Source organism: Steroidobacter sp. (genome assembly GCF_016790065.1).
In the GTDB taxonomy this organism is placed as follows: Bacteria; Pseudomonadota; Gammaproteobacteria; order Steroidobacterales; family Steroidobacteraceae; genus Steroidobacter.
Genome location: NZ_JAEUPY010000079.1, coordinates 1 through 21289, shown reverse-complemented (window position 1 = coordinate 21289; position 21289 = coordinate 1). Strand labels below are relative to the sequence as shown.

The window sequence follows — 21289 nt, the reverse complement described above, 5'->3', positions numbered from 1 at the left end:
CGGAACCAGCCGTCGAGCGCTGCCAAACGCAAATGCCGTTGCAGCTGCGGCGCTAGATATTTCTGGAAGGTCGGCACCAACGTCGGATCTTCCAATTCCGCCAGACCCAACATGGCGCCGGTGCGGATGGCGTTCCACCATTGCGAATCGCGCTCCAACTGTTGAACCAGGAATGAGCGTGCCTCTTTCGCATGAGTGCGGCCCAGCGAAAACGCCGCGGCAGCGATGACATCTTCGGCGGTGTCCTTCTCGACCATCGCTCGCAACGTCAACGAGCTCTGTGCGCCGTTCGTCTTGCCGAGAGCCACAGCAACGCCGCGCCGGACTCTGCGATCGGGATCAGTGGAGGCCTTAGCCAATGCGTCAATCGCCGCCGTCTGACCGATGCTTCCAAGGCTGATCGCTGCTTCTTGACGCAAGCCCCAATGACGCTTCGTGTCGGCGAGCACATCCGCCAACGCAGTCAGGCTTTCTTCGCGGCGAGGATAGTCCGCCGCCAACTGACGCGCGGCACGCAACCCGGCAGCCACGTCACCGTTCTTCAGCAAATAGGTCAGCGCCGACAACGATTGTTCGAGATGAATGTCGGCGACCAGCCAATTGCCCGCGTCGACGCTCACCGCAATCGGCGCCGTGCCAGCAGGCAAGGTCACGCGTGTTTGCCAGTCTTCCATCCAGACGGTGTGAGTAGCGCTGCCCTGCTCGGTGAACACAGTGACCTCGACCGGCAAGCGAAACTTATTCTCGAACGGCAGATCGCTCTGCACCTGATTCAAGGTCAGATCCAGCTGACGGCGCTCGGCAGACCAGCGGGTCTGCGCTTTGATGGCGGGATGCCCGCCGCCGCCGATGATCCAATCGTTGAAGAACCAATTCAGATCGCGCCCGGTGGTGCTCTCGAACGCCGCTTGCAGATCGCGCGCTTCGACATTACCTAAAGCGTGGGTCTTCAAGTATTGGTTGAGCGCACGATAGAAATCCTCATCGCCGACGATGCGTCGGAGCATGTGGATGACCAGCGAGCCTTTGATGTAAGTCAGGGACTCCCGATACATATCTTCGGGCGCGTCGTAATAGAGGCGCTCGAGCGGCAACACCTCGCCGGTGGCTTGCACGTCGTCCAGATAGAAGTGCAGATAGCGCCAGCGCTGGTAGGTCAGATCGTCCTCGCCCTTGGAGTGCCCGTTCCAGACCGTGTGCATGTACGTGGCAAACGATTCGTTGAGCCAGATCGAGCCGAGCGAACGGCAAGTCACCAAGTCGCCGAACCAGTGGTGCGCCAGCTCGTGGGAGATAGTGTCGTCGGTCTGCCAGATCGGCCAGGGCAGATCGAACGCGGGACTGGAATCGATCGGATCGCCGTGGCCGCGCTCGTAGATATCGGGGAACCCGACCATCGAGGTGGTTTCCATGGCGCCACCAAACTCTCGCAACGTGACTTGATCGTACTTGACCCACGGATAGGGATAGTCGAGCAGCTTCGAGAAGTACTCCATCATGCGCGGCGTGTTGCCGAAATTCTCAGCAACCTTGCGTTCGGCCCCCGGCGCAGTCCACACGCTGAGCGGAACGTTCTTGGCACCGAGGCGCGCCGAGGGCAACTTCACTTGCTTGAAGTCGCCCACCTTGAGCGCGATCAGATAGTTGGGGATGGGCTCATCCTGCACCCAACGATAGGTGCGAGTGCCATCGCGATTCGTGGTTGTTTCCTTCAACACACCATTGGAAAGCGCGATCAGCGGCGCCGCGACGGTGATCCGAAACTCGACCGCGAAACGATCGTTGGTGTCGTTGTACATGGGCAGCCAGCCGTAGTGCAGCCCGCCCTCGCCGAAATTCCATGCTTGCGCTGCTTTGCTGGCGGATGCCGGGTGGAAGTACAGACCGGAGCGCGGTTGTGCCGAGTATGCGATCAGCACTTCGGTCGCTTCGCCCGGCGCCAGCACTGCCGGCAGATCCAACAACAACTTCGGGCCGTCAGCCTTCCATTTGAGCGCCGCACCGCTGCCCACCGCTTTGACACTCTCGATGTTCAGACCGAATGCATCGAGCTCCAGCGAACGCAGCCCCGTCTGCAGCGGCGCGAAGCGAATCTGCGCCGTGCCCTTTATCTGCTCGCGCTCCATGTCGAATCGCAAGTCCGCTCGGACTCGCAATATATCGACCTGCCTCGCCCGCACCGGCCGATCTTGCGCGCCTGGCAGCCGATGTCCCGGCGTCACGCCGGCAACAGCTTGGGAAGCCGGAATGCCTAGCGAGCCGGCAGCTAACGCCGCCGTCAATACGCTTCCCACCACCCAACGACACGACCGCTTCTCGATCAGCTCACCGACGCGATGACTCATTTGCTAAAAACCCTTCGCAGATTGCAGCGACGCTGGTTACCAAGCGTACAGGTGCTGCTGAATCGCTGCTAGTTTCTAGGCAGCCGCAAGACCAAATCCTCCACGTCAAACAGCAACGCCGTCGCGCGGCCGACAGCATCCCGCTCGACGGTCACGCACAGTCCTTGGAGTGGTCCGGACTGAGCCTTGAATCGATCGGGCACCGTCGGGGTCAACAGCTGCGGCTCGGTGAGATATAACGAATGCAAGGTGAGACGGCCTGACTCAGACGACAGCGTATAAGTGGTATCGATCTCCTCGCTTCGGTAAGTGCCTGCCATCGCTGCCAACACCTGAGAGGATGGCTTGCTCGGTGCCGCTGGATTAGAACGTTGCGCATCACGATCGCAGGCTGTGACATGGCGACCGAGCATGTCGGGCGGCGGCACTTTCTGATTGGGACGCGGCTCAAGATAGATCCGCGCCAATTGTTCGGCTTTGGCACTCACCTGAATCAGATGATTGGCCAGCAACACGATCGCGAAATCGTCGTCGGGGAACATCATGAATATCGAGCGGTACCCAGAGACTCCGCCACCATGCATGACCACCCGGTGCCCGATGACCGACATCGGTTGTAAACCGAAACCGTAGTTGATGGACGTGCCGTCCCGAAGTGTGTTCGGTGCCGACAGCTGTTGGATGAACGCCCGATCGACCAGCACGGGATTCATGAAATGGCCGGCCCACTTGGCCAGATCGCCGACCGTGGACAGCATGTTTCCCGGCCCAGAAGTTTCGCGATTATAAAGTGCCCGCCGCCACGAGCTGCCGTTCTCGGTCAGCTCATAACCCACCGCGAAATCCGCTTCTATGCTCTTCAAATCGTCCCGCAGCCGGGTATCTTTCATGCCGAGCGGTGCGAAGATGCGCTCGCGCATGAACTCGCCCAGACTCTTGCCGGAGACCGCTTTGACGATTTCCGCCAGCAGCACGTAGCCGGTGTTGGAGTACTCATAGCGTGTTCCAGGCGGAAAGCTCAGAGCCCGCTGACTGCGCACCAGATTGAGCACATGCTGTTGACGCAACACGCTGTCATTGTCGTGCCCACTGAGCTTGCCGAGGACGCGATAGTTACGCAGTCCGGAACGATGATGCACCAGGTCCGCAACGGTGATGCGCTCACCGAAATCTGGGATGTCAGGCAGGTATTTGCGGATGTCCGCTTGCAGATCCAGCTTGCCCTCGCGCGCCAGCAGCGCCACCGAGAACGCCGTAAATTGTTTGGAAACACTGGCCAGGTTGAAAACTGTCTGCGTCGTCACCGGCACCTTGTGATCGATGTCCGCGATGCCGTAGCCACGCGAATAGATCAGCCGCCCGCCTCGATAGATTCCGACTGCTGCTCCTGGAACGTCGGGCCGCTGCATCTCGGCGAAAACGGCGTCCACCGCCAATTCGCGACTCCGGTCATCGGCAACGAGATCTGCCGGCTCCGCGGTGACGCATGCCATGCACAGCAGGCCCATCGATACCAAGCGCAACATGGCCGACATTGTTGTTTCCTTCGTTCTGTCCAAAGCGGCCACTACTTCAAGGGCTCGTCCCACCCCGACAAGGGGCGTACCGCAAGCCGAGGGATTGCGCCTGAAGGCGATAACTCGAAGACCACTTCCAGCAGTCCCTTATCGAAGCTGGCGCGATAGGTGTAAGCGGCCTCATCCCCCAACTCCTCGAACCCAAACAGGCGCAACTCCTGCAAGCGACCCAACTGGCTGCGATGCTTTTGATACGGGACGACAGCTCGGTCGAGTAGAAAAGCGGAAGGGAATGCCGCGCGCTCCTTGGCCGGAATTTCTGTTTCGAGCAGAATCTGCCGCAACCGCTGCGTGACTCGAGGATCTCGATCTTCGATCGCTGCCGCGGGCGGTGGCACCAACGCTGGCTCGATCATCTGCGCCACTCGCCGCCCAATGGCGCTGGCATTGCCGCTAGCGCTGTTGGTGAGCACGATCACCGATAAACCCGCGTCCTCATAGCGAACGTAATTGGCCACGAACCCCTGCCACTGGCCGCTATGCTGGTAAGTCTTCTGGCCCGCGACCTTGAACAGATACCAGCCGAATCCATACGGGTAGGTCTTGCCGCTGTTCAAGCGCACCGGAGATAACATCTGCGCCCAGGATTCGGGCTTGAGAATTTTTCTTGCCCGCACACCCGCATCCCACTTGGCCCAGTCGAGCACTGTCAGATACAACGTGCCATCGCCGGTCGAGTTACTGGTGGGCGCCACCCATTGCTGATTCAACACCGTGCCATCTTCGCGAACCTGATAACCGGCAGCACGGTTGGGCACGATGCCCCGGTCGTCGATCTGGCCAGCGGTGTGCATTGCCAACGGCCCGAACACGCGCTGTTTCAGCACCTCGGCATAAGACCGGCCGCCGACACGTTTCACCAGCACGCCCAATAACGCATAGCCGGTGTTGCTGTAGCTGAACTTGTGGCCGGCCGGAGCAACCAACTCGGCACGATAGAAGAACTGCAGTAACTGCTCGTCGCTGTAGTCCTGGCGCAGATCGAACGCTCCTTCGCTCACAGTGCCGTGACTGTAGAAGGCCGCGCCCATGCCGGATGTGTGGGTCAACAGCTGCCGGATCGTGATCTTTTGCCACGACGCCGGGGCGTCGGGCAGGTACTTGCGGATCGATTCATCCAACGACAGCTTGCCGTCTTCCACCATCAGCATGACCGCCACGGCAGTAAACATCTTGCCCAGCGAGCCGGTTTGAAAAATGGTGTCCGGATGCACCGGCACACGGTGCTCCAGATTCGCGTAGCCATATCCCTGGGCACGCACCAACACACCATCCTGGACCACGGCCAACGCCAGACCCGGAGTGTGATTGGCTTCGATGGCAGCATTCACATAGTCATCGATCGCGTCCGCACGGCAAGTCGTCGGACCGCAGATCGCTGCGGTCACGGCACAGAGCGCCGCCACCTGTCGCAAGCTCTTCACTACTTGGCTCCATCCTTCTTAAGTTCCATCCAAGCAGCCGTCGCGCCAGAGCGCTTGCCGGTAGCACTGAACGTGACCTCGCCATTGAGCACTGCGCCACGCAGCTTCAACAGAAGAGTCACATCGTCCACCGCGCGGCCCGTCTCTCCAGTTCGACCGGTACCGAGCATTCGGCCTCTAAGGAACCCGTCGGAAAATCTCGGCTGGTTCACCAGCGTCTGTAATTGGTTGCCCAACTGCACATGGATGTTGCCGTCGGCGAGCACGTCCATGGACACAGGCAGATCCAAATCGTAGGTTTGCAAACGCCCCTGCCATTTGCCCAACAACGCCGGCGTGGGACTGAACGGCGGACGTTCTTTGCGCTCGGTCTCATCCTCCGGCGGCGCCCATTTCGGTAGCAGCACTTGGAGCATGGCATGCGCTATCGGGCGCGGCGTTCCCAGCTCACCATTGGTGAGCACGACGACGGCAATCTGCTCGGCTGGAATGATGATGAGCACAGTCTTGACGCCAGGCATGTTGCCGCCGTGTTCCACCATGCGCTGACCGTTCAGCGACTCTCTGACATTCCAGCCGATGCCATACGCACGTTGGTCTGCGTTCGGGAAACTCAGCCGCTGCATATCATCGATGGTTGCATCGGACAGAATCTGCTTTTGATCGCGCAGATGTGTCTTCAGATGAAACATGCCGAAGCGCACCAGATCGTGCGCACTGGCGTACACATCCGATGCACCCGGGTGATCGGTCGCATAGTCAGGCAGCGGCGCGCCGCTGTCATCGTAGCGAATCGCCTCGAACGCACGTTGCGTCGGCTCCAGACCTACCGACATATGAGTCAGGCCCAACGGCAGAAACACCTGCTGACGCATGAAGCCGGCAAAGCTCTGGCCGGAAACTCGGGCGACGACCTCACCGAGCACGCCATAACCCAGATTGGAGTATTTAAAACGCTCGCCAGGTAACCACATCGCTTGCCCGTGACGCGCAATGGTCGTATCCATGCTCGGCACCGCGTTCGGCTCATCGGCGAAAAAGAATTGATAGTAAGTGGGCAGACCGGACGAATGATTCGCGACCTGCCGTACGGAAGCGCTCTGCGCCGGATCGACGCGATTCACCAGCTTGGCCGGGCCGAGATAGTCGTTGATCGGTGCGTTCAGATCGACGCGTTTGGCTTGCACCAGAGTCATCAAGCCGGTGGCGGTGATCGGCTTGGAGATCGAAGCCAGCGAATACATCGTGTGCTCGGTGGCCGGCACTCGTGCTTCCTTGTTGGCCCAACCAAAGCCTTCCTCCCACACGATGCGGCCTCGTTGACTGATGGCCACTGCCACGGAGGGCGCGCCAGTCTCCTGCATCGTGGTGCGAATGAGCTCGCGGATTTCAGTGAAGCGATCTGCCTGCGCAGCACACGCAGGTCGCAGCAGCTGACTAGCCAGACATAGAGCAGTCAACACACAGACAAAGCGGCTATTCAATCCAAGTACTCCTCGGGAGGTAACGTGGGCTGCCCGGAATTGATGCCGGGACCGCCCCAGGCTTCGTTCCAATCGATGCCCTGGTAGTCCGGCAACTCCCAATAGAACTTGCCGCGCGGTCGGTTGTAGTTGCCGATCTCGTTCATGGACAGCGATTCATACAGCCGCCCGTTCACCATCGTGTAGCGCACTGTGTTGGTGTTACGAATGTTCTCCAGCGGATTGGCATCCAGCACGATCAGGTCGGCGAGCTTGCCGGCTTCGAGCGTGCCGATCTGTTTGTCCAAGCCGATGGTCTTGGCACCATTGACAGTCGCCGCACGCAGCACGCGGTGATTGCTCATGCCACCCTCGCTCAGGCTCCACATCTCCCAGTTGATATCCATTCCTTTGATTTGTCCGTGCGCGCCGGTCGTCACCACGCCGCCGGCGTCATCCACTTTCTTCATCGTCCGCGCCACCGAACGGAACCCGACATCCCAGATCTCATCCGCCTGATACAGACTGAGCATGCCTCGGGCATACGGAGGAGCATCCTCGGCAGTGCCCTGTATCGGGTTGTACCAAGCAAAAGTCGTCTGCACGTAGGTCTTGATTTTCGGGTCATCCCACGGCCGTGTGCTCTGATAGAAATAATCCTCGGCGTGCGGCTCACCGCTGGTCACGACGATGGTCGGTGTCAGCGACACTCCGCCGCGAGCCAGCAGCTGGAGCATGTCGTCGTAATAGTTGGCTACCGGCAGGTTGTGCTCGACGCTCATGTGACCATCGAGAATCATGCTCAGGTTGGTATGGAAATTACCGCCTTCACCTTCAGGGGTCGTCATCAACCCAGCTTCGCGCGCCGCCTTGACGATCTGCTGGCGTTGGCTGCGCATGGGCTGCAGATAGCTCTTCACGACGACCGCACCCAGAGCCTTACGATGAGCCACCGCCTTGCGGGCATCTTCGAATCCATTGATTGGATGAAACATGCTGGGCAGGTCGGCACCGAAGATGACCTTACCTGTGGTCAGCAAACGCGGCCCAACCGCATTGCCGGACAGATTCAGTTCGGCTTCCGCGAACGCTTGCAACTCCGGTGGCGCCGACGGATCGAAATTGGTCGTCACGCCGAACGCCAATGCGGCGTAGTGACTGGCGTGTTTTTGCGGCGTCAACTGCAGATCGGTATCGACATCGAAATGACCGTGCATATCGATCAGGCCAGGCATCAACGTCTTGCCGCTCGCGTCGATGACCTTCGCAGCCCGAGGAATATCGACCTGATCCGAGGGACCGACAGCGACGATGCGGTTGTCTGTCACCACGAGCGAACCGCGCTCGATCACTTCCTCGCCTCGCATCGTAATCAGACGAGCGTTGGTGAATGCGATCGTGCCTTGCGGCTTATCGGTCGGTGCTTGCAGATCGATGCTCGACTCAGTAATCGTCGGCTTCAGCTTCGCCGCACTCCGTCCGTCTATCGCGGCAGTGGATAAAGTCTGGCCTAGCATCCAGTGCAGCCGACTCGAATCGGCCGACCAGACAATCTCGTCGCCACCGTTTTCGGTCAACTGCGTGACCGGCAGCTCTTGGCTGGTCTTGGTCAGTCGGAGCAACACTCCAGTCTGGTCATTCGGAACGACGCAGTACTGCTGCTGGTTCTTGTAGGCCAGCCACCTGCCATCCGGACTGAGCGTCAATTCTTGAGCATCTTCGCTGGTCACGTGCAGCCGCCGGTCCAGCCCGTCGAGGTTGACGCTCTGCAGATTGTTTCCTTTGCTGATGCCCAGATAACCGTCAGCCTTGGCTACGTAGTAGATGCGCCGGCCGTCGGCGGAAAACTGCGGATCGCGCCCCTCGATACCCAGGTAATGAGGCTCGCCACCGGCGATAGAGAGCCAGTAGAGACCTGCGTTGAGCGCTCGATAGCCGCCCAATCTCTTGTTGCCACGCTCGATCCAGTAGACCAGCTGCTTGCCATCCGGCGAGAAGGTCGGTTGCCGAATGATGCCGGCGCCTTTCAACACCGTCCTGACGCGTCGACTCTTGGTGGTCATGAGTTCGAGCGCGGCGCCCCGCTCGTCATCCCAGGAAACATAGACAAGCGCGGAGCCATCGCGTGAATAGCTGGGTTCGAACTCGAATGTAGTGCTCTTGGTCAGGCGCTGCGGCACACCGTTGGGCAGCGCTTTGTGCCACAAGCGGCCGAGCGCATTGAATGTCACGCTCTTGCCGTCCGGCGTCGGAGCGATGTGCTGGATGGCGCGGACCGTGAACTGCTCCGGCGCCAGCGCAGTTTCGAAGCGCGCAGGTTTGGTGATTCGATGCTCGGCGTTCACTCGAAAAGGAATTTCCTGCCGCACTCGAGTGTCGACGTCGATTCGATAGAGCTTACCTTTGCTCCAGATGGCGACTTCGCGACCGTTCGGAAACCAGTCGAACTGAGGATAGTAACTGCCGGCGCGAGGATTTCGATTGGCGCGCAGATCACGCTCCAGATCGTCGTAGACTGGCCACTGCTCGCCGCTGCGCGTGTCGTAAACAAACAAGACGCTCTTGTTCTTGACGCGCCGGACGAAGGCGATGCGCCCATTGTCGGGCGACAATTGCGCCGTGGTCGCACCACCAAAGCCGTTCAACACCTCCTCCACCTTGCCGTCGCTCAGCGCACGCCGTTTGATGGAGTAAATCGGCTGCAGAACGTTGCTGAACCTGCCGATGGACGTCTTCTCGGTGTAATACAGATAGCGGCCGTCACTGGAGAGTTGCGGCTCGTGAACCACGCTGCTGTTCTTGGACACTTCCACCAGCAGCCGACCCTGACCGCCATCGAGATGGTAGAACCAAAGCTCCGGCAGCTTGCCTAGAGACCGGCCGGAGTACTTGGTCGCGACCAGGTAGCGACCGTTGGCAGCCCAGGATGGCGTACCCAGCGCGTCGAAGGTTTCGTGAGTAACCTGTCGAGCCTGCGAGCCATCGGCGGCCGAACTCCAGATGTTGTAACTGCCACCCCGATCGCTGACGTACAGCAGCTTCGAGCCGTCGTGGCTGAAGCGCGGCTGATACTCCAGCGCCGGGCCGCCGTGTAGCAATCTGGCCGTGCCGCCGCTGGCGGGCATGGAATAGATATCGCCCAGCATGTCGAACACCAGAGTGTTGCCGTCCGGACTCACATCCAGATTCATCCAGGTGCCTTCGGTCACGGTGAACTTGGCGTCCGTATACGGCTGGCCAGTGTCGGTGACGTCCCAAGCATCGTCGCTGGCAAAGGCCGTTGCAGCCAGCAGCATGGTCAGCACAACAACCGGCCGGCCGTATTTTTTATTGATTCCAAGCAAGCTGCGAACCCTCTACATTCGCTCGAAGAAATCAAACATCTTCTGCAGCGGAAACACCTTGGCATCCGCGTGTCCCGAATCGGGCACGATATAGAACTGCGTGGGCGTGCCGCGTTCCATCAGCCGATAACCCAAGTCGATGACGGACTCCATGTGTCCGGCCGTATCCATCTCACCCATGATGAACAGCGTCGGCGCGCGCCAGTTCGCGATGCTCGATGTGGATGAGGACGCGCGTGCGAGATCCTCGATCTTCATACGCTCGGAGAGCGGCATGAACTCAGGCGGGCCATCGAGCTCTCGCACCGTCTCGCCATCCTTCTTCATCTCGATCAACCAATCGCCCACGCCGCTCATGTGGATCCCAGCAGCGAAGTCTTCCGACAGCCGGCTGAGCGCAAGGCCCACGATGTGTCCACCATAGGAATGGCCCGCGATGCCAATGCGTTTTGGATCGACGTCCGGTCGGGACTTCAAGTAGCGCGCGAGCGCGGCGAGATCCTTCACTTCGCTGCCGCCAGTCGCACCCCGCTCAGCGGGAAAGCGATAGTCCAGGCCGAAGCTGGTGCTGCCGCGATAGTTGATCTCTAGAACGATGTATCCGCGACTCACCGCGTATTGGGCGAATGATGGGTAAGCGACATAGCCTTGCCCCGGCAGCACGCGCCCCGTCGGCCCGCCTTTGGCAGTGACAATGACCGGGTAGCCGCCAGCGGGCGCCTTGCCTCTCGGCACCATCAATAAGTGATGAGTGAGGATGCCGTCTTCGGCACGCACGGGCAGCACTTCGATATCGACGAATTGATCCCAGATCTTGCGGAACTTTGTTTCTTCTGCAGCGGTGGGCGTCAACGTGACGATGTTTTTACCCATGGCGACGAGCCGCCGATTCGGCATCCGGCCATTCACGTTGGCCGTATAGAACAGCGCATCGTCGGCAGTGAAGACAGGCCACGCCTCCATGCCCGTCCCTTGCACCACACGCTGCGGTTGGCCACCGTTCAAAGAGAGCTGCCACACATGCTGACGAGGCAGGTCGCCGATGTTGGAGCCGTAGGCGATGCGAGTGCCCGCTGCGTTCAGCGTCACATGGCTCACTTCACCTTCACCCGGCGTCAACAAACGAGGCGCGCCACCGCTGGCTGCCATCGAATACAACAACTGCCAGCCGGTCTTTTCCCACAGGAACAGAATCTGACCGTCGCGCGTCCAGATCGGCGCTTCGAATTCCGGCCCAAGAACGCTGCCGGCGCCCACATCCGCACGCCACAGCGTGCGAACGTCGCCGCTTTTCGGATCAGCCAACTCCAAGCTCCACGGCACACCGCGCGACTGTTCCGAGAAGCGATAGGCCATGGTCCAGTTGCCTGGCACTCGTACGAACAGCAATTGCTTGCCATCGGGCGACCACACGGGCTTGCTGTCCCGGAAGATGCCGGGGGACAGATAACGATGCTTCAGCGTTGCCAGATCGACCACGCCGACATAGCGCTGGCCGGCTTTGCGCTGGCTACTAAAAGCCAGTTGCGTGCCATCGGGCGAGTACGCAAGGTCCTCGATGTAGACCGCCGCGTAATGCTCCGGATTATTCTCCAACAGCGGGCGTCGCGCCCAGCCCTGCGCCTGCTGACGAAACTCCCACAGCATCTTGCCTTCGCTGAAAGCGAACGCGCGAGCATCCTTGGAGAAAGCCAGCGAACCGGAAGGAATATTCTGTGCGCCCGCCACTTGCATCGTCTGACCAGTCTCAATGTCCAGCTTGATCAGCTCACGCGTATCCTGCGCAGGATAGGACTCGAAGCCGCGTTGTTTGCGCCCTCGGATGTAGAAGACCGAGCGCCCGTCCGGCGCCATGGAGATATTCCCCAGACCGGCTTTATCGGTATAGGACGTCACCTGCCGCGGCTGAAACGTCGGCGCCGTGGCAGCAAACAAATTGTTGCCATCGCTCGACAGTATGTAACGGCTGTGCGCACCGACGATCATCCTGCCGCTCATCGACGCATGCGCCGCGGCCGACTCTGCCAGCGTGAACGTTTCCGGCCGCGAAGCGCCGTTACTCGCCGACGCGTACAACAAGACACATAGCAGAAGCTTTTTCATGGGCTCGCTCATCGAAAGCGTAAGGAGACGTCGCGCGCAAGAACTGCGCGCGACGCATTGGATAGACGGGTACAACCAGCCTCCGCGAATGGACACGGTGACGCTACGCGGGTTGCCGTAGACGTTCTGGCCGTTGAGATTGCCGGTCGGCTGCCAGTACACCTTGTCGGTCAGGTTTTCGCTGTACACAGCGAGCGTCCATTTGTCCGTGAGCGCGTACTGCGCCGATGCATTCCACAGCGTGATGCCGCCGTAGTGAAGGTCGACCAACGCTGCGTTGAAGGGACTGCTGCCAAAGTACGTGCTGGTCTGCGCAGTGACGCCGGCGTTGAGTGTCAGCGCCGAGAATCGGCCCGGCAGCTGATACGTGCTCCAGATCTTGAGTTGGTGCTTGGGAGTTCTGCCCAACGTGGTTGCACCGGTCGGCCCGCCGACATAGTCCGTCTGCGTAAACGTGTAGCCACCGAACACTTGCCAGCCCGAGACCACCCGACCGGACATCTCCAGATCCATGCCTTCGACGATGATGTCGCCGTGCTGAACGTAGCAGCAGCTCACGCCGGTGCTTGGATCGGTCACCGCCACGTAGGCCAGATCGGCTGCGCCTTGACCTTCACGCTTGAGTCGATAGATCGAGGCCGCAGCAGTGACGCCTTCGAACACATCGCCCTTGATGCCCAGCTCCAGGTTGTTACCCACGACCGGGGTCAGCGGATCGTTACCCGGCGGCGGGCCGGTGAACAGATTGCCCTGCGGATTGAATGTTTCGCCGTAACTGAGATAAGCGGTCCATCGATCCGACAGCGAATAACTCAACGCGGCGCTGGGAATGAACTCTTCTTCGTCGTAACGCAAATAAGAGGTCGCGCCGGTGGCGAGCGTTCTCAAAGCGTGATCGTAGTGAAACGTGCCGTAACGGCCGCCGATGGTCAACCGCAGAGGCGCGGCCAACTGCAACCCAATGGTGGCGTAGTAGCCTTGTTGCTGCCGCTCCCGGAACGGATAGTAAGAACTGGGGACCGTTGCAGGCTCCGCGAAGGTCGCTGGGTTGTAGGCGTAGAAATTGGTGATGGGAATGATGTTGGTGGGGATGACCGTGTAGCTGAGCTCAGTGCCGCTCAGTTTGGTGTAGTCCATGCCCACCGTGTAGCTGTGCTCGCGGCCGAACAATTGCCATTTGCCGCTGGCCGACAGATCGGCCAGACGCTGAGTGGTGGAGATGTCGGCGCGGCGGCGAAACATTCTGGCGCCGGCGTATGTCACCGGATTCACGGCCGTACTGAACGTCACATAGTTCAGATCGCTGTCCTGCTCGATCTGATTCAGATTCAGACGAATCACACCAGTCTCGCCGTACTTCTGCTCCACTCGGGCGAATGCGTCCAGAGTGTCTGAGTTCCAGTAGGTCCAGGGCGGCGCGATGCTGTATTCACGCGGCACATCGAGCGTCGTACCGTTCGTGTAGCGCGGCGTTCCCCAACCGGGGTAACCCTTGTCATCGCGTTTCTCGTAGCTCAGCCCCGCCGCCAGCAGCGTGCTATCGGTAGCATCGAATTCCAACACTCCGTACAGAATCTGCTTCTCGGTCGTGTAGCGATCCAGGTGATAGCCACGATCCATGTACGACGCAACGGCACGGCCGCGCAGCCGCCCATCGAGTGCCAACGGGCCGGTCGCATCGAGGATCGCTCGATAGTTGTCCCAGGTGCCCGCGGATAAGTTCACTCGCATCGCTGCGGTCCGCTCGGGGCGCTTACGCACCAGATTGACCACGCCGCCCGGCTCGCCGGCACCGGAGTACATGCCATCCACACCCCGCAGGACTTGAATTTGCTCGATCGTCGCCGTATCGGGGGTATAGGAAATGCCCAGCCCGCCGGTGTAGGCCGGCGCACCGCCATCGAACTGCAACGTTTCGAGCTTGATGCCGCGCGAGTAGTAGAAGGTCTCCAGCGGATTGAATGCGCTGACCGAGACACCAGTGGTCTGAATCAAGGCTTCCTGCAACGAAGTCAGATTCTGGGCTTCGATGCGTTCGCCGGTCATGATGGTGACCGACTTCGGTGTCTCACGCAGCGACTGACCGGACTTCGAGGCAACGCTCAAGCGATTTTCCAGCGTGCCGAACACCATCACTGTTTCCACATCGGAAACATCGCCATCGCTGACCGCGCTGCTGTCGCCCGCGTGGCCCGCTGCGTTCGCACTCGACTTCCCAAAGCCGGCCGGCCGAATCGTCGCCGCATTGCCTTTGCTGAACACGACTTCGAAGCCCGTGCCCTTGAGCAGCAACTCCAGAGCAGCTCGCTTCTCGAGATCGCCGACCACAGTGGTCGACACGCCGCCGCTCAATGCCTCAGGCTTGTAGAGCAGTTGCATTCTCGACTGGTCAGCAAAGACCTTGAGCGCATCGGGCAACGCTTGAGCAGGAATGTCGAAGCGCTGCGTTTCAGCTGCCGCGACCACGCAGATGGGAGAAAGCAGCGACAGCGCCAGCAGCTGAGTGGCACGCGAGTGCTTGCCACGTTTCTTGGTCGTAGTCTCCGAGCCGGTAGCCGCCGCGACGGCAGCAATAAAAGATTTCATTCGTAGCTCCCCAACTTTGTTTTCGGTCGGTCAGCGCCAGGTACGCTGACATTGGAAGCAACGACGACTCGCGAGACAGAATCCCCCAGCCTGTTTTCAGTTCGAGCGTCTATTCGGAACCTGAGACGTAAGCGGTGTCGCCGTCACGGCGCACTTGCAAGCCGAAACCTTCCTCCAGCATGGTCAACAGCGCCTCGGTGCCTTGTGAGCTGGTCTCGAACGTGCCGCCGACATCCAGTGCGCGTAACGCATCGTTCTCGATCACGACTCGCACCGTGGTGTAACGACTGAGCTCATCGACCACATGATCCAAGCGCTCTTGCTTGATATAGATCAACCCTTGCCGCCAAGACACCAGGCGTGTGATTTCCTCGGCTGCAATGGCACGAACCTGCGTTGCCGCTTTCTGCACACTGGCCTGCTGGCCGGCACGCAGCACTGAAACCGACGCAAGCGACAGCTGCTCATCCGAAGGTGTCGCGCTCCCGGCGGGAGCATTGCCGACAACCTTCACCACGCCTTCGCTGACTGTGACGCTCACACCGCTCGGCAGCATATGAACATTGAACGCGGTACCGACGGCACGCACCCAGGTGCCCCCCGCAAGAACCCAGAATGGCCGCTGCGCATCGTGCCCGACGTTGAAGAATGCCTCGCCGCGCTCCAGCCTGATGACACGCATCTTCTCGGTATAGTCGACGCGCGCACTGGTATTGCTGTTCAGTTCCAGCGACGACCCATCGGGCAACACCACGTTCGCATGCTGACCGATGGCAGTCTGAAACAACGTGCGGGGAGCAAGCGTAGCAACCCACCACCACCCGACCAGCGTCGCCATGGCCACTGCCGCAGCGGTGGCGAACACGGCGCGGCGTTTCGAAGCCCGGATGGATTTTTGAATGGCTTTGCGCGTCGATGCGCTGAATGCCTGCCCCAAGGCGACCGAGCTCACCAGCTCGCCGGTGCGTTGCATCTGCAACCAGGTGGCGGAAACTTCCTCATAGGCGCGCGCATGACTCGCTGTCTCGGCACGCCACTTCTCGAAGTTCGAACGATCGTCGTCCGAGACTCGATCCGCGTTCAATCGCGCAATCCATTCGCTGGCCTCGCGGCGGATCTGCGCAGCACTGCGCAATGGGTGAATCTCAGCCATCATGGCCCTCCTTCCCTTTGCATCTCATGGTATCGCGCCTGCAAATATTCGTGCGTTCGCTCCAGTCCGCGCGCGATGTGCTTCTCGACGGTTTTCTCAGACAAGCCCAAGGCCGCCGCGATCTCCTTGTACGAGTAGCCGTGGAACAGCTTCAAGCTGAGCGCCGCCTGACTTTGCGGAGGCAGGCGATCAATGGCCTTCTTCAACATGCGCGATGCTTCGTCGGCAATGAGCGCATCGTCCAATGGCACCCCGGGCGCCCCGATCCTGGAGTCGTCATAGTCCGCCAGCGAATCGGTGGCAGCTACGCGCTCATGACGACGCCGATCGGCAGCGAGATTTCGCGCCGTCGAAAACAGAAAGGCGCGCGGGATCTGAACCGCGTTGCCTCGTTCATAGGTGCGCAGGAACGCCTCCTGCACGATCTCATCCGCGGTCGCCTCCGAACGGACCAAGCGGCGGATGTAGCGACGCAACGCCAACCGGCTCTCATTGAAGAGTCGGGTGAACAGCTCATTCGCGGTGTCGGTCTTCGAGTTCAAGACGGCAGACAGGCTAGGGATTTTCAGGATCGCATACGGGCCCGGGCGACCCACAGTACGCCGGAAAACCACAGCTCCACAAGGCGCCAAAATCGTATGGGGGGATTTTCTGCCCGGATCGTCGTTACGAGGTTGGGCCGACGGCCGAACCGCCGGCCTGCTGCCACGCCAGCGCGGCAAGCTCTGGCAGCACTTCGACTCGCCGCTTCGCCTGCGCAGAGGACGCAGTCCCGCGAATCATCCGGCCTTTGATGCCGTGGATGATCGCCGCCAGGCGGAAGAAATTGAACGCGACATAGAACCGGTAGTCGGCGATGCCATCTCGTCCAGTCCGCCGACAGTACGCGGCGACATAGTCGGACTCGCTGGGAAGCCCCAGTGCGCTGAGATCTTTGCCCGCGAGTCCCGTGACGATGTGAGGCGGCATGCGATACATCATCGAGTGATAAGTGAAGTCGGCCAACGGATGCCCCAGCGTCGACAGCTCCCAATCGAGCACCGCAAGCACGCGGGGTTCGGTGGGATGGAAGATGAGGTTGTCGACGCGAAAGTCACCATGCACCAGGCAAGTCTGTTCTCCAGCGGGAATGTTTGCAGGTAACCATTCGACGAGCTTGTCCAAGTTCGGATCGCGGCCGGCAGCGGTATCGCCCAGATACTGACGACTCCATCGATCGATCTGCCGCGAGAAGTAGTTGCCGGGCCGGCCGTAGTCGCTCAGTCCCAAAGATTCGTAGTCGAGGCCATGCAAGCGAGCGATGGTCTCATTCATGGCATCGAAGTAGGCGGCTCGCTCACTACGTTCGAGTTGCGGGAGTGCCGTATCCCAGAAGATGCGCCCCTCGACCATCTCCATCACGTAGAACCAAGTGCCCAGCACCGAATCGTCGGTGCACAGTCCATAAACCTTCGCAGCGGGAAAGCCGACGTTCGCGAGCGCTGTCAGCACGCGTGCTTCACGCTCGACAGCGTGAGCACCTTTGAGCAACTGACCCGGTGGCTTGCGTCGCAGGACGTAACAGCGATCCGCAGTGATCAATCGGTAGGTCGGGTTGGATTGCCCGCCTGCGAACTGTTCGATGCTCAACGGGCCGTGATAGTCCGCGACATGATCCTGCATCCAGGCGTGCAGCCGTGGCACGTCGAGTTCGAAACCTTCGCGGACCGGCAAGGTGTCGCTGTTCACTGTGGTGGCCGCCGCCATGCCTCTGCCTCTGCGATTTGCTCTACCTCAGCGAGCGTAAGCACATCAGCACCGCCGCCAGTAACGCGAGGATCGGTCTCGCGGTGACGACGGATTTCCAACTTGCCGATCTGGTTGCGATGAACTTCATCCGGTCCGTCCGCAAGACGCAGCAAGCGCGCCGTCGCGTAAGCCGCGGTCAGGAAATGATCGTTGTTGGTCCCGCCGCCGCCAAACATCTGAATGGCCCAGTCGATGATCTGACACGCCGCCTCGGGCGCGACTACCTTGATCATCGCGATCTCCGAGCGCGCTTCCTTGTTGCCCACGGTGTCCATCATCCAGGCTGCCTTCAACGTGAGCAGCCGCGCTTGTTCGATCAGGATGCGCGACTTCGACACACGTTCGAGCGTCACCGTTCGATCAGCCACCGGCTTGCCGAAAGTGGTGCGCATCTCTGCGCGACGACACATACGCTCGAGCACTCGTTCGCTCAAACCGATGAGCCGCATGCAATGATGAATTCGCCCCGGCCCGAGGCGCGCCTGAGCAATTTCGAACCCACGCCCTTCTCCCAACAGAATGTTGGTAGCCGGCACGCGCACATTCTCGAACACCACTTCGGCGGCACGATCCGGCACGCCATAAAACCCGAACACCGGCAGCGAGCGCAGCACTCGCACGCCAGGAGTGTGCTTGGGCACCAGAATCATGGATTGCTGGCGATGCCGATCCGGATGATCGGGTGCGGTCTTGCCCATGAAAATGATGATTTGACAGCGCGGGTCGGTGGCGCCGGTGGTGTACCACTTGCGACCGTTGATCACGTAGTCATCGCCATCACGGCGAATATGACTTTCGACATTCGTTGCATCCGAGGAAGCCACCAGCGGCTCGGTCATCGCGAACGATGAACGGATCTCACCGGCCAGCAGCGGTTCGAGCCAACGCTTCTTATGTTCCTCTGTACCGAAGCGCGCCAGCACTTCCATGTTGCCGGTATCCGGCGCGGAACAGTTGAATACTTCGGGCGCGAGATGCGAGCGGCCCATGATCTCGCACAGCGGCGCATAGTCCAGGTTGCTCAGGCCCGCACCATGCTCCGAGTCCGGCAGAAACAGATTCCACAACCCCTGCTCGCGAGCGACCTCCTTCAACTCCTCGACGATGGGCTGCACGCCCCACGGTCCGATGCGATCGGACTGCTGATAGAAGATCCGCTCGTTCGGATAGATGTGCCGAGCCATGAACTCTTCCAAACGTTCGCGGTACGACGCGACGGTCTGCGAGTAGGTGAACTCCATGATCGTTGTCTCAGCACGTGATAACGCCGGGCGCGTTCATTGCGCAGCCTACGACCCGTCGCCAAGCGTTGTACAGCGCGAACTGCAGCCGCTGAGCGCAAGAATGGCCGCTGCCTCGAACGCTAAGATCGTGTTGCCGGCGATCAGCGTGGCTGTGGTGGAAGTCATCCCCGGCAAATCCACCGTCGCATTGGAAATCCATCGTCAATCATGAATGCACCTGTCGCGGCCAATGCGCCGGTCACTATGGAAATCGCGCGCGAGCACATCGCGCTCGTGACCCTGCGTCGTCCCGAAGCACGCAATGCCATCAATGCTGTCGTTGCCAAAGAGATGGATCGTATCGTCGCGGCCATCGAAGCAGATCCGAACATCTGGGCCGCGGTAATTACCGGTGCCGGCGGCAAAGCGTTCTGCTCCGGCGCAGATCTCAAGGAAGTCTCGGCGGGTGGCATGCCGGCGCTGTGGACGGATGCGGGTGGTTTCGCCGGCTTCGTCAATGCCAAGCGAGACAAAGTTTGGATCGCCGCTGTCGATGGGCTCGCAGTGGCGGGCGGCTTCGAGGTCGCGTTGGCCTGCGATTTCATCATCGCATCCGAAGACGCGCAGTTCGCCCTGCCCGAAGTCTTGCGTGGCTTGCTGGCAGCTGCCGGCGGCGCTTACCGATTGCCCAGGCGTCTGCCGCGTGCTTTAGCGTTCGAACTCATCGCCACTGGAGCACGTCTCGGCGCAGCTCGCGCGCTCACCTTGAACTTGATCAATCGCGTCGTTCCCAAGGAACAAACGTTACAGAGCGCCTTGGACTTCGCGGAAACGATTTGCGTGAATGCTCCGCTGGCCGTGCGTGAAAGCCTGCGCCTGGCTCGACGCGCCTTCGATCTGGAAGACGCCGAGCTGAGCGCGCAATCCCTCGAAGCGCAGGAGCGCATCATGCTGACCGCCGACTTTGCCGAAGGCCCCCGCGCCTTCATCGAAAAGCGGCCGCCCAGCTGGCAAGGCCGTTAGGACCCATCAATGCCAATTGACACTCGCAAGATCGGCGTCGTCGGCGCCGGGCTCATGGGCAGCGAAATCGCACTCGTGTTCGCGCTCGCCGGCCACGACGTAGCGCTGGCGGATACGACCCAGGACGCACTCACCCGCGCCCTCAGCCGGCTGCAATCTGTTACGGAGAAAGGCATCGCGCGCGGCTTCTATCAGCCGCAACAGGTTCAATCCGCGCTCCAGCGCATCACCACACATACTTCGCTCAGCGATTTCGCCGATCGCGATTTCGTCACCGAAGCCGTGTTCGAAGATCTGACCGTCAAGAACGCGGTGCTGAGCGAACTCGACCGAGTCTGCCCCGCGAACACCATTCTAGCGTCCAACACTTCGACCATTCCGATTTCAACCTTGGCCGCCGCGCTGCGCTCCGAGCGCAAGCCGCTATTCATCGGCACACATTACTTCTCGCCGGTATCGCGGATGAAGTTGGTCGAAGTGATTCCGGCTTTCGATACGGCAGAGACCACCACTGCAATCGTCACTGAACTCTGTAACGGCGCTGGCAAGACCGCGATCCGCGTCAAAGACGTCGCTGGCTTCGCGGTCAATCGAGTCCTGCACGCGTTTATGATCGAAGCAGTGCGGCTAGTGGAGGAAGGCGTCGCCACCCCCGAAGATATCGACATTGCATGCCGACTCGGCCTCGGCCATCCCATGGGACCGTTCGAGCTGATGGACGCGACAACGTCCAGCCTGTGCGTGCAGGCACAAGAGATCATGTATGAGTCTTACGGCGAACGATTCCGCCCGCGTCCTCTGTTAAAGCAACGCGTGCGCGCCGGACTGATCGGCGGCAAAGGCCGACCAGGTTGGCGCACGAAGCAGTGACGCGAGGTCAGCTCGTTGCCGCCTTCTCTTCAAACGCGCCATACACACCGGACATGCGCGCTTCGATCGCATTCCGGATCTTTCGATGCGTGAAGACGTACAGCGACCGGTTGCGCACGCCTTCTAACGTCAGCCGAGCCACATCGGCCGCAGTCAAGCGACCGGATTGAACCGCTTTGGTCAGCTTTGCTTCTGCCGCTTGAGCTGCCGCTGACAACGTTGGCGCGGCGGAGTCCGTCGAGCGTGCGCGATCACTGTGAATGATCCCAGTCGACACGAACGCCGGGCACAGGATGGTGACGCCGAGCGCGGCATTCTGCGACTGCAACTCCTGATGCAACACTTCGCTCAGCACGACGACACCGTGTTTGCTCACACAATAAGCCGCCA

The 21289-nt window shown here is 60.4% G+C and carries 12 protein-coding genes and 1 pseudogene; 2 read left to right on the top strand and 11 right to left on the bottom strand.

Going from position 1 to position 21289, the window contains the following annotated elements; genetic code table 11:
- From JNL55_RS03300 to JNL55_RS03255, 10 genes are all read right to left on the bottom strand, one after another.
- A partial coding sequence (locus JNL55_RS03300) for a M1 family aminopeptidase (protein WP_293849215.1) occupies positions 1-2345 on the bottom strand: 2345 nt, incomplete at its 3' end.
- 68 nt (positions 2346-2413) lie between these two features.
- Entirely contained in the window at positions 2414-3880 is a 1467-nt protein-coding gene (locus tag JNL55_RS03295; protein ID WP_293849212.1) for a serine hydrolase domain-containing protein, read from the bottom strand.
- A 32-nt stretch (positions 3881-3912) separates the two neighbouring features.
- On the bottom strand, positions 3913-5346 hold the full coding sequence (locus tag JNL55_RS03290) for a serine hydrolase domain-containing protein (RefSeq protein ID WP_293849209.1): 1434 nt from the start codon (positions 5344-5346) through the stop codon (positions 3913-3915).
- The gene (locus tag JNL55_RS03285; RefSeq protein ID WP_293849206.1) at positions 5346-6830 is read right to left on the bottom strand and encodes a serine hydrolase domain-containing protein; all 1485 of its coding nucleotides are present in this window, start codon (positions 6828-6830) and stop codon (positions 5346-5348) included. The genes JNL55_RS03290 and JNL55_RS03285 overlap by 1 nt, the downstream gene beginning before the upstream one ends.
- Complete coding sequence (locus JNL55_RS03280) at positions 6827-10153, bottom strand: amidohydrolase family protein (protein ID WP_293849204.1); 3327 nt, start codon at positions 10151-10153, stop codon at positions 6827-6829. The genes JNL55_RS03285 and JNL55_RS03280 overlap by 4 nt, the downstream gene beginning before the upstream one ends.
- A gap of 12 nt (positions 10154-10165) precedes the next feature.
- The gene (locus JNL55_RS03275; protein WP_293849201.1) at positions 10166-14842 is read right to left on the bottom strand and encodes a TonB-dependent siderophore receptor; all 4677 of its coding nucleotides are present in this window, start codon (positions 14840-14842) and stop codon (positions 10166-10168) included.
- 109 nt (positions 14843-14951) lie between these two features.
- Positions 14952-15995, bottom strand: a complete 1044-nt coding sequence (locus JNL55_RS03270; protein ID WP_293849198.1) for a FecR family protein — start codon at positions 15993-15995, stop codon at positions 14952-14954.
- Entirely contained in the window at positions 15995-16537 is a 543-nt protein-coding gene (locus JNL55_RS03265; RefSeq protein ID WP_293849195.1) for an RNA polymerase sigma factor, read from the bottom strand. The genes JNL55_RS03270 and JNL55_RS03265 overlap by 1 nt, the downstream gene beginning before the upstream one ends.
- 124 nt (positions 16538-16661) lie before the next feature.
- Positions 16662-17741, bottom strand: coding sequence for a phosphotransferase (locus JNL55_RS03260; protein WP_293849192.1), 1080 nt, complete (start codon positions 17739-17741; stop codon positions 16662-16664).
- Positions 17720-19024 carry an acyl-CoA dehydrogenase family protein gene (locus JNL55_RS03255; protein WP_293849189.1) on the bottom strand — a complete coding sequence of 435 codons (1305 nt, stop codon included), beginning with the start codon at positions 19022-19024 and terminating at the stop codon, positions 17720-17722. The genes JNL55_RS03260 and JNL55_RS03255 overlap by 22 nt, the downstream gene beginning before the upstream one ends.
- Before the next feature lie 210 nt (positions 19025-19234).
- Between JNL55_RS03255 and JNL55_RS03250 the strand changes: the two genes are divergently transcribed.
- Both JNL55_RS03250 and JNL55_RS03245 read left to right on the top strand, forming a co-directional pair.
- A complete protein-coding gene (locus JNL55_RS03250; RefSeq protein WP_293849186.1) occupies positions 19235-20029 on the top strand; it encodes an enoyl-CoA hydratase-related protein in 795 nt (264 codons plus the stop codon).
- A 9-nt stretch (positions 20030-20038) separates the two neighbouring features.
- On the top strand, positions 20039-20899 hold the full coding sequence (locus JNL55_RS03245) for a 3-hydroxyacyl-CoA dehydrogenase family protein (protein ID WP_293849184.1): 861 nt from the start codon (positions 20039-20041) through the stop codon (positions 20897-20899).
- A 7-nt stretch (positions 20900-20906) separates the two neighbouring features.
- Here the strand turns inward: JNL55_RS03245 and JNL55_RS03240 are convergent.
- Positions 20907-21289, bottom strand: a pseudogene (locus tag JNL55_RS03240) (hypothetical protein); the annotation flags it as partial.

Coding starts and splice junctions, on each gene's coding strand:
- JNL55_RS03255 (WP_293849189.1), bottom strand. CDS start 19,024: ATGGAGTTCACCTACTCGCAGACCGTCGCGTCGTACCGCGAACGTTTG.
- JNL55_RS03295 (WP_293849212.1), bottom strand. CDS start 3,880: ATGTCGGCCATGTTGCGCTTGGTATCGATGGGCCTGCTGTGCATGGCA.
- JNL55_RS03245 (WP_293849184.1), top strand. CDS start 20,039: ATGCCAATTGACACTCGCAAGATCGGCGTCGTCGGCGCCGGGCTCATG.
- JNL55_RS03250 (WP_293849186.1), top strand. CDS start 19,235: ATGAATGCACCTGTCGCGGCCAATGCGCCGGTCACTATGGAAATCGCG.
- JNL55_RS03270 (WP_293849198.1), bottom strand. CDS start 15,995: ATGGCTGAGATTCACCCATTGCGCAGTGCTGCGCAGATCCGCCGCGAG.
- JNL55_RS03260 (WP_293849192.1), bottom strand. CDS start 17,741: ATGGCGGCGGCCACCACAGTGAACAGCGACACCTTGCCGGTCCGCGAA.
- JNL55_RS03275 (WP_293849201.1), bottom strand. CDS start 14,842: ATGAAATCTTTTATTGCTGCCGTCGCGGCGGCTACCGGCTCGGAGACT.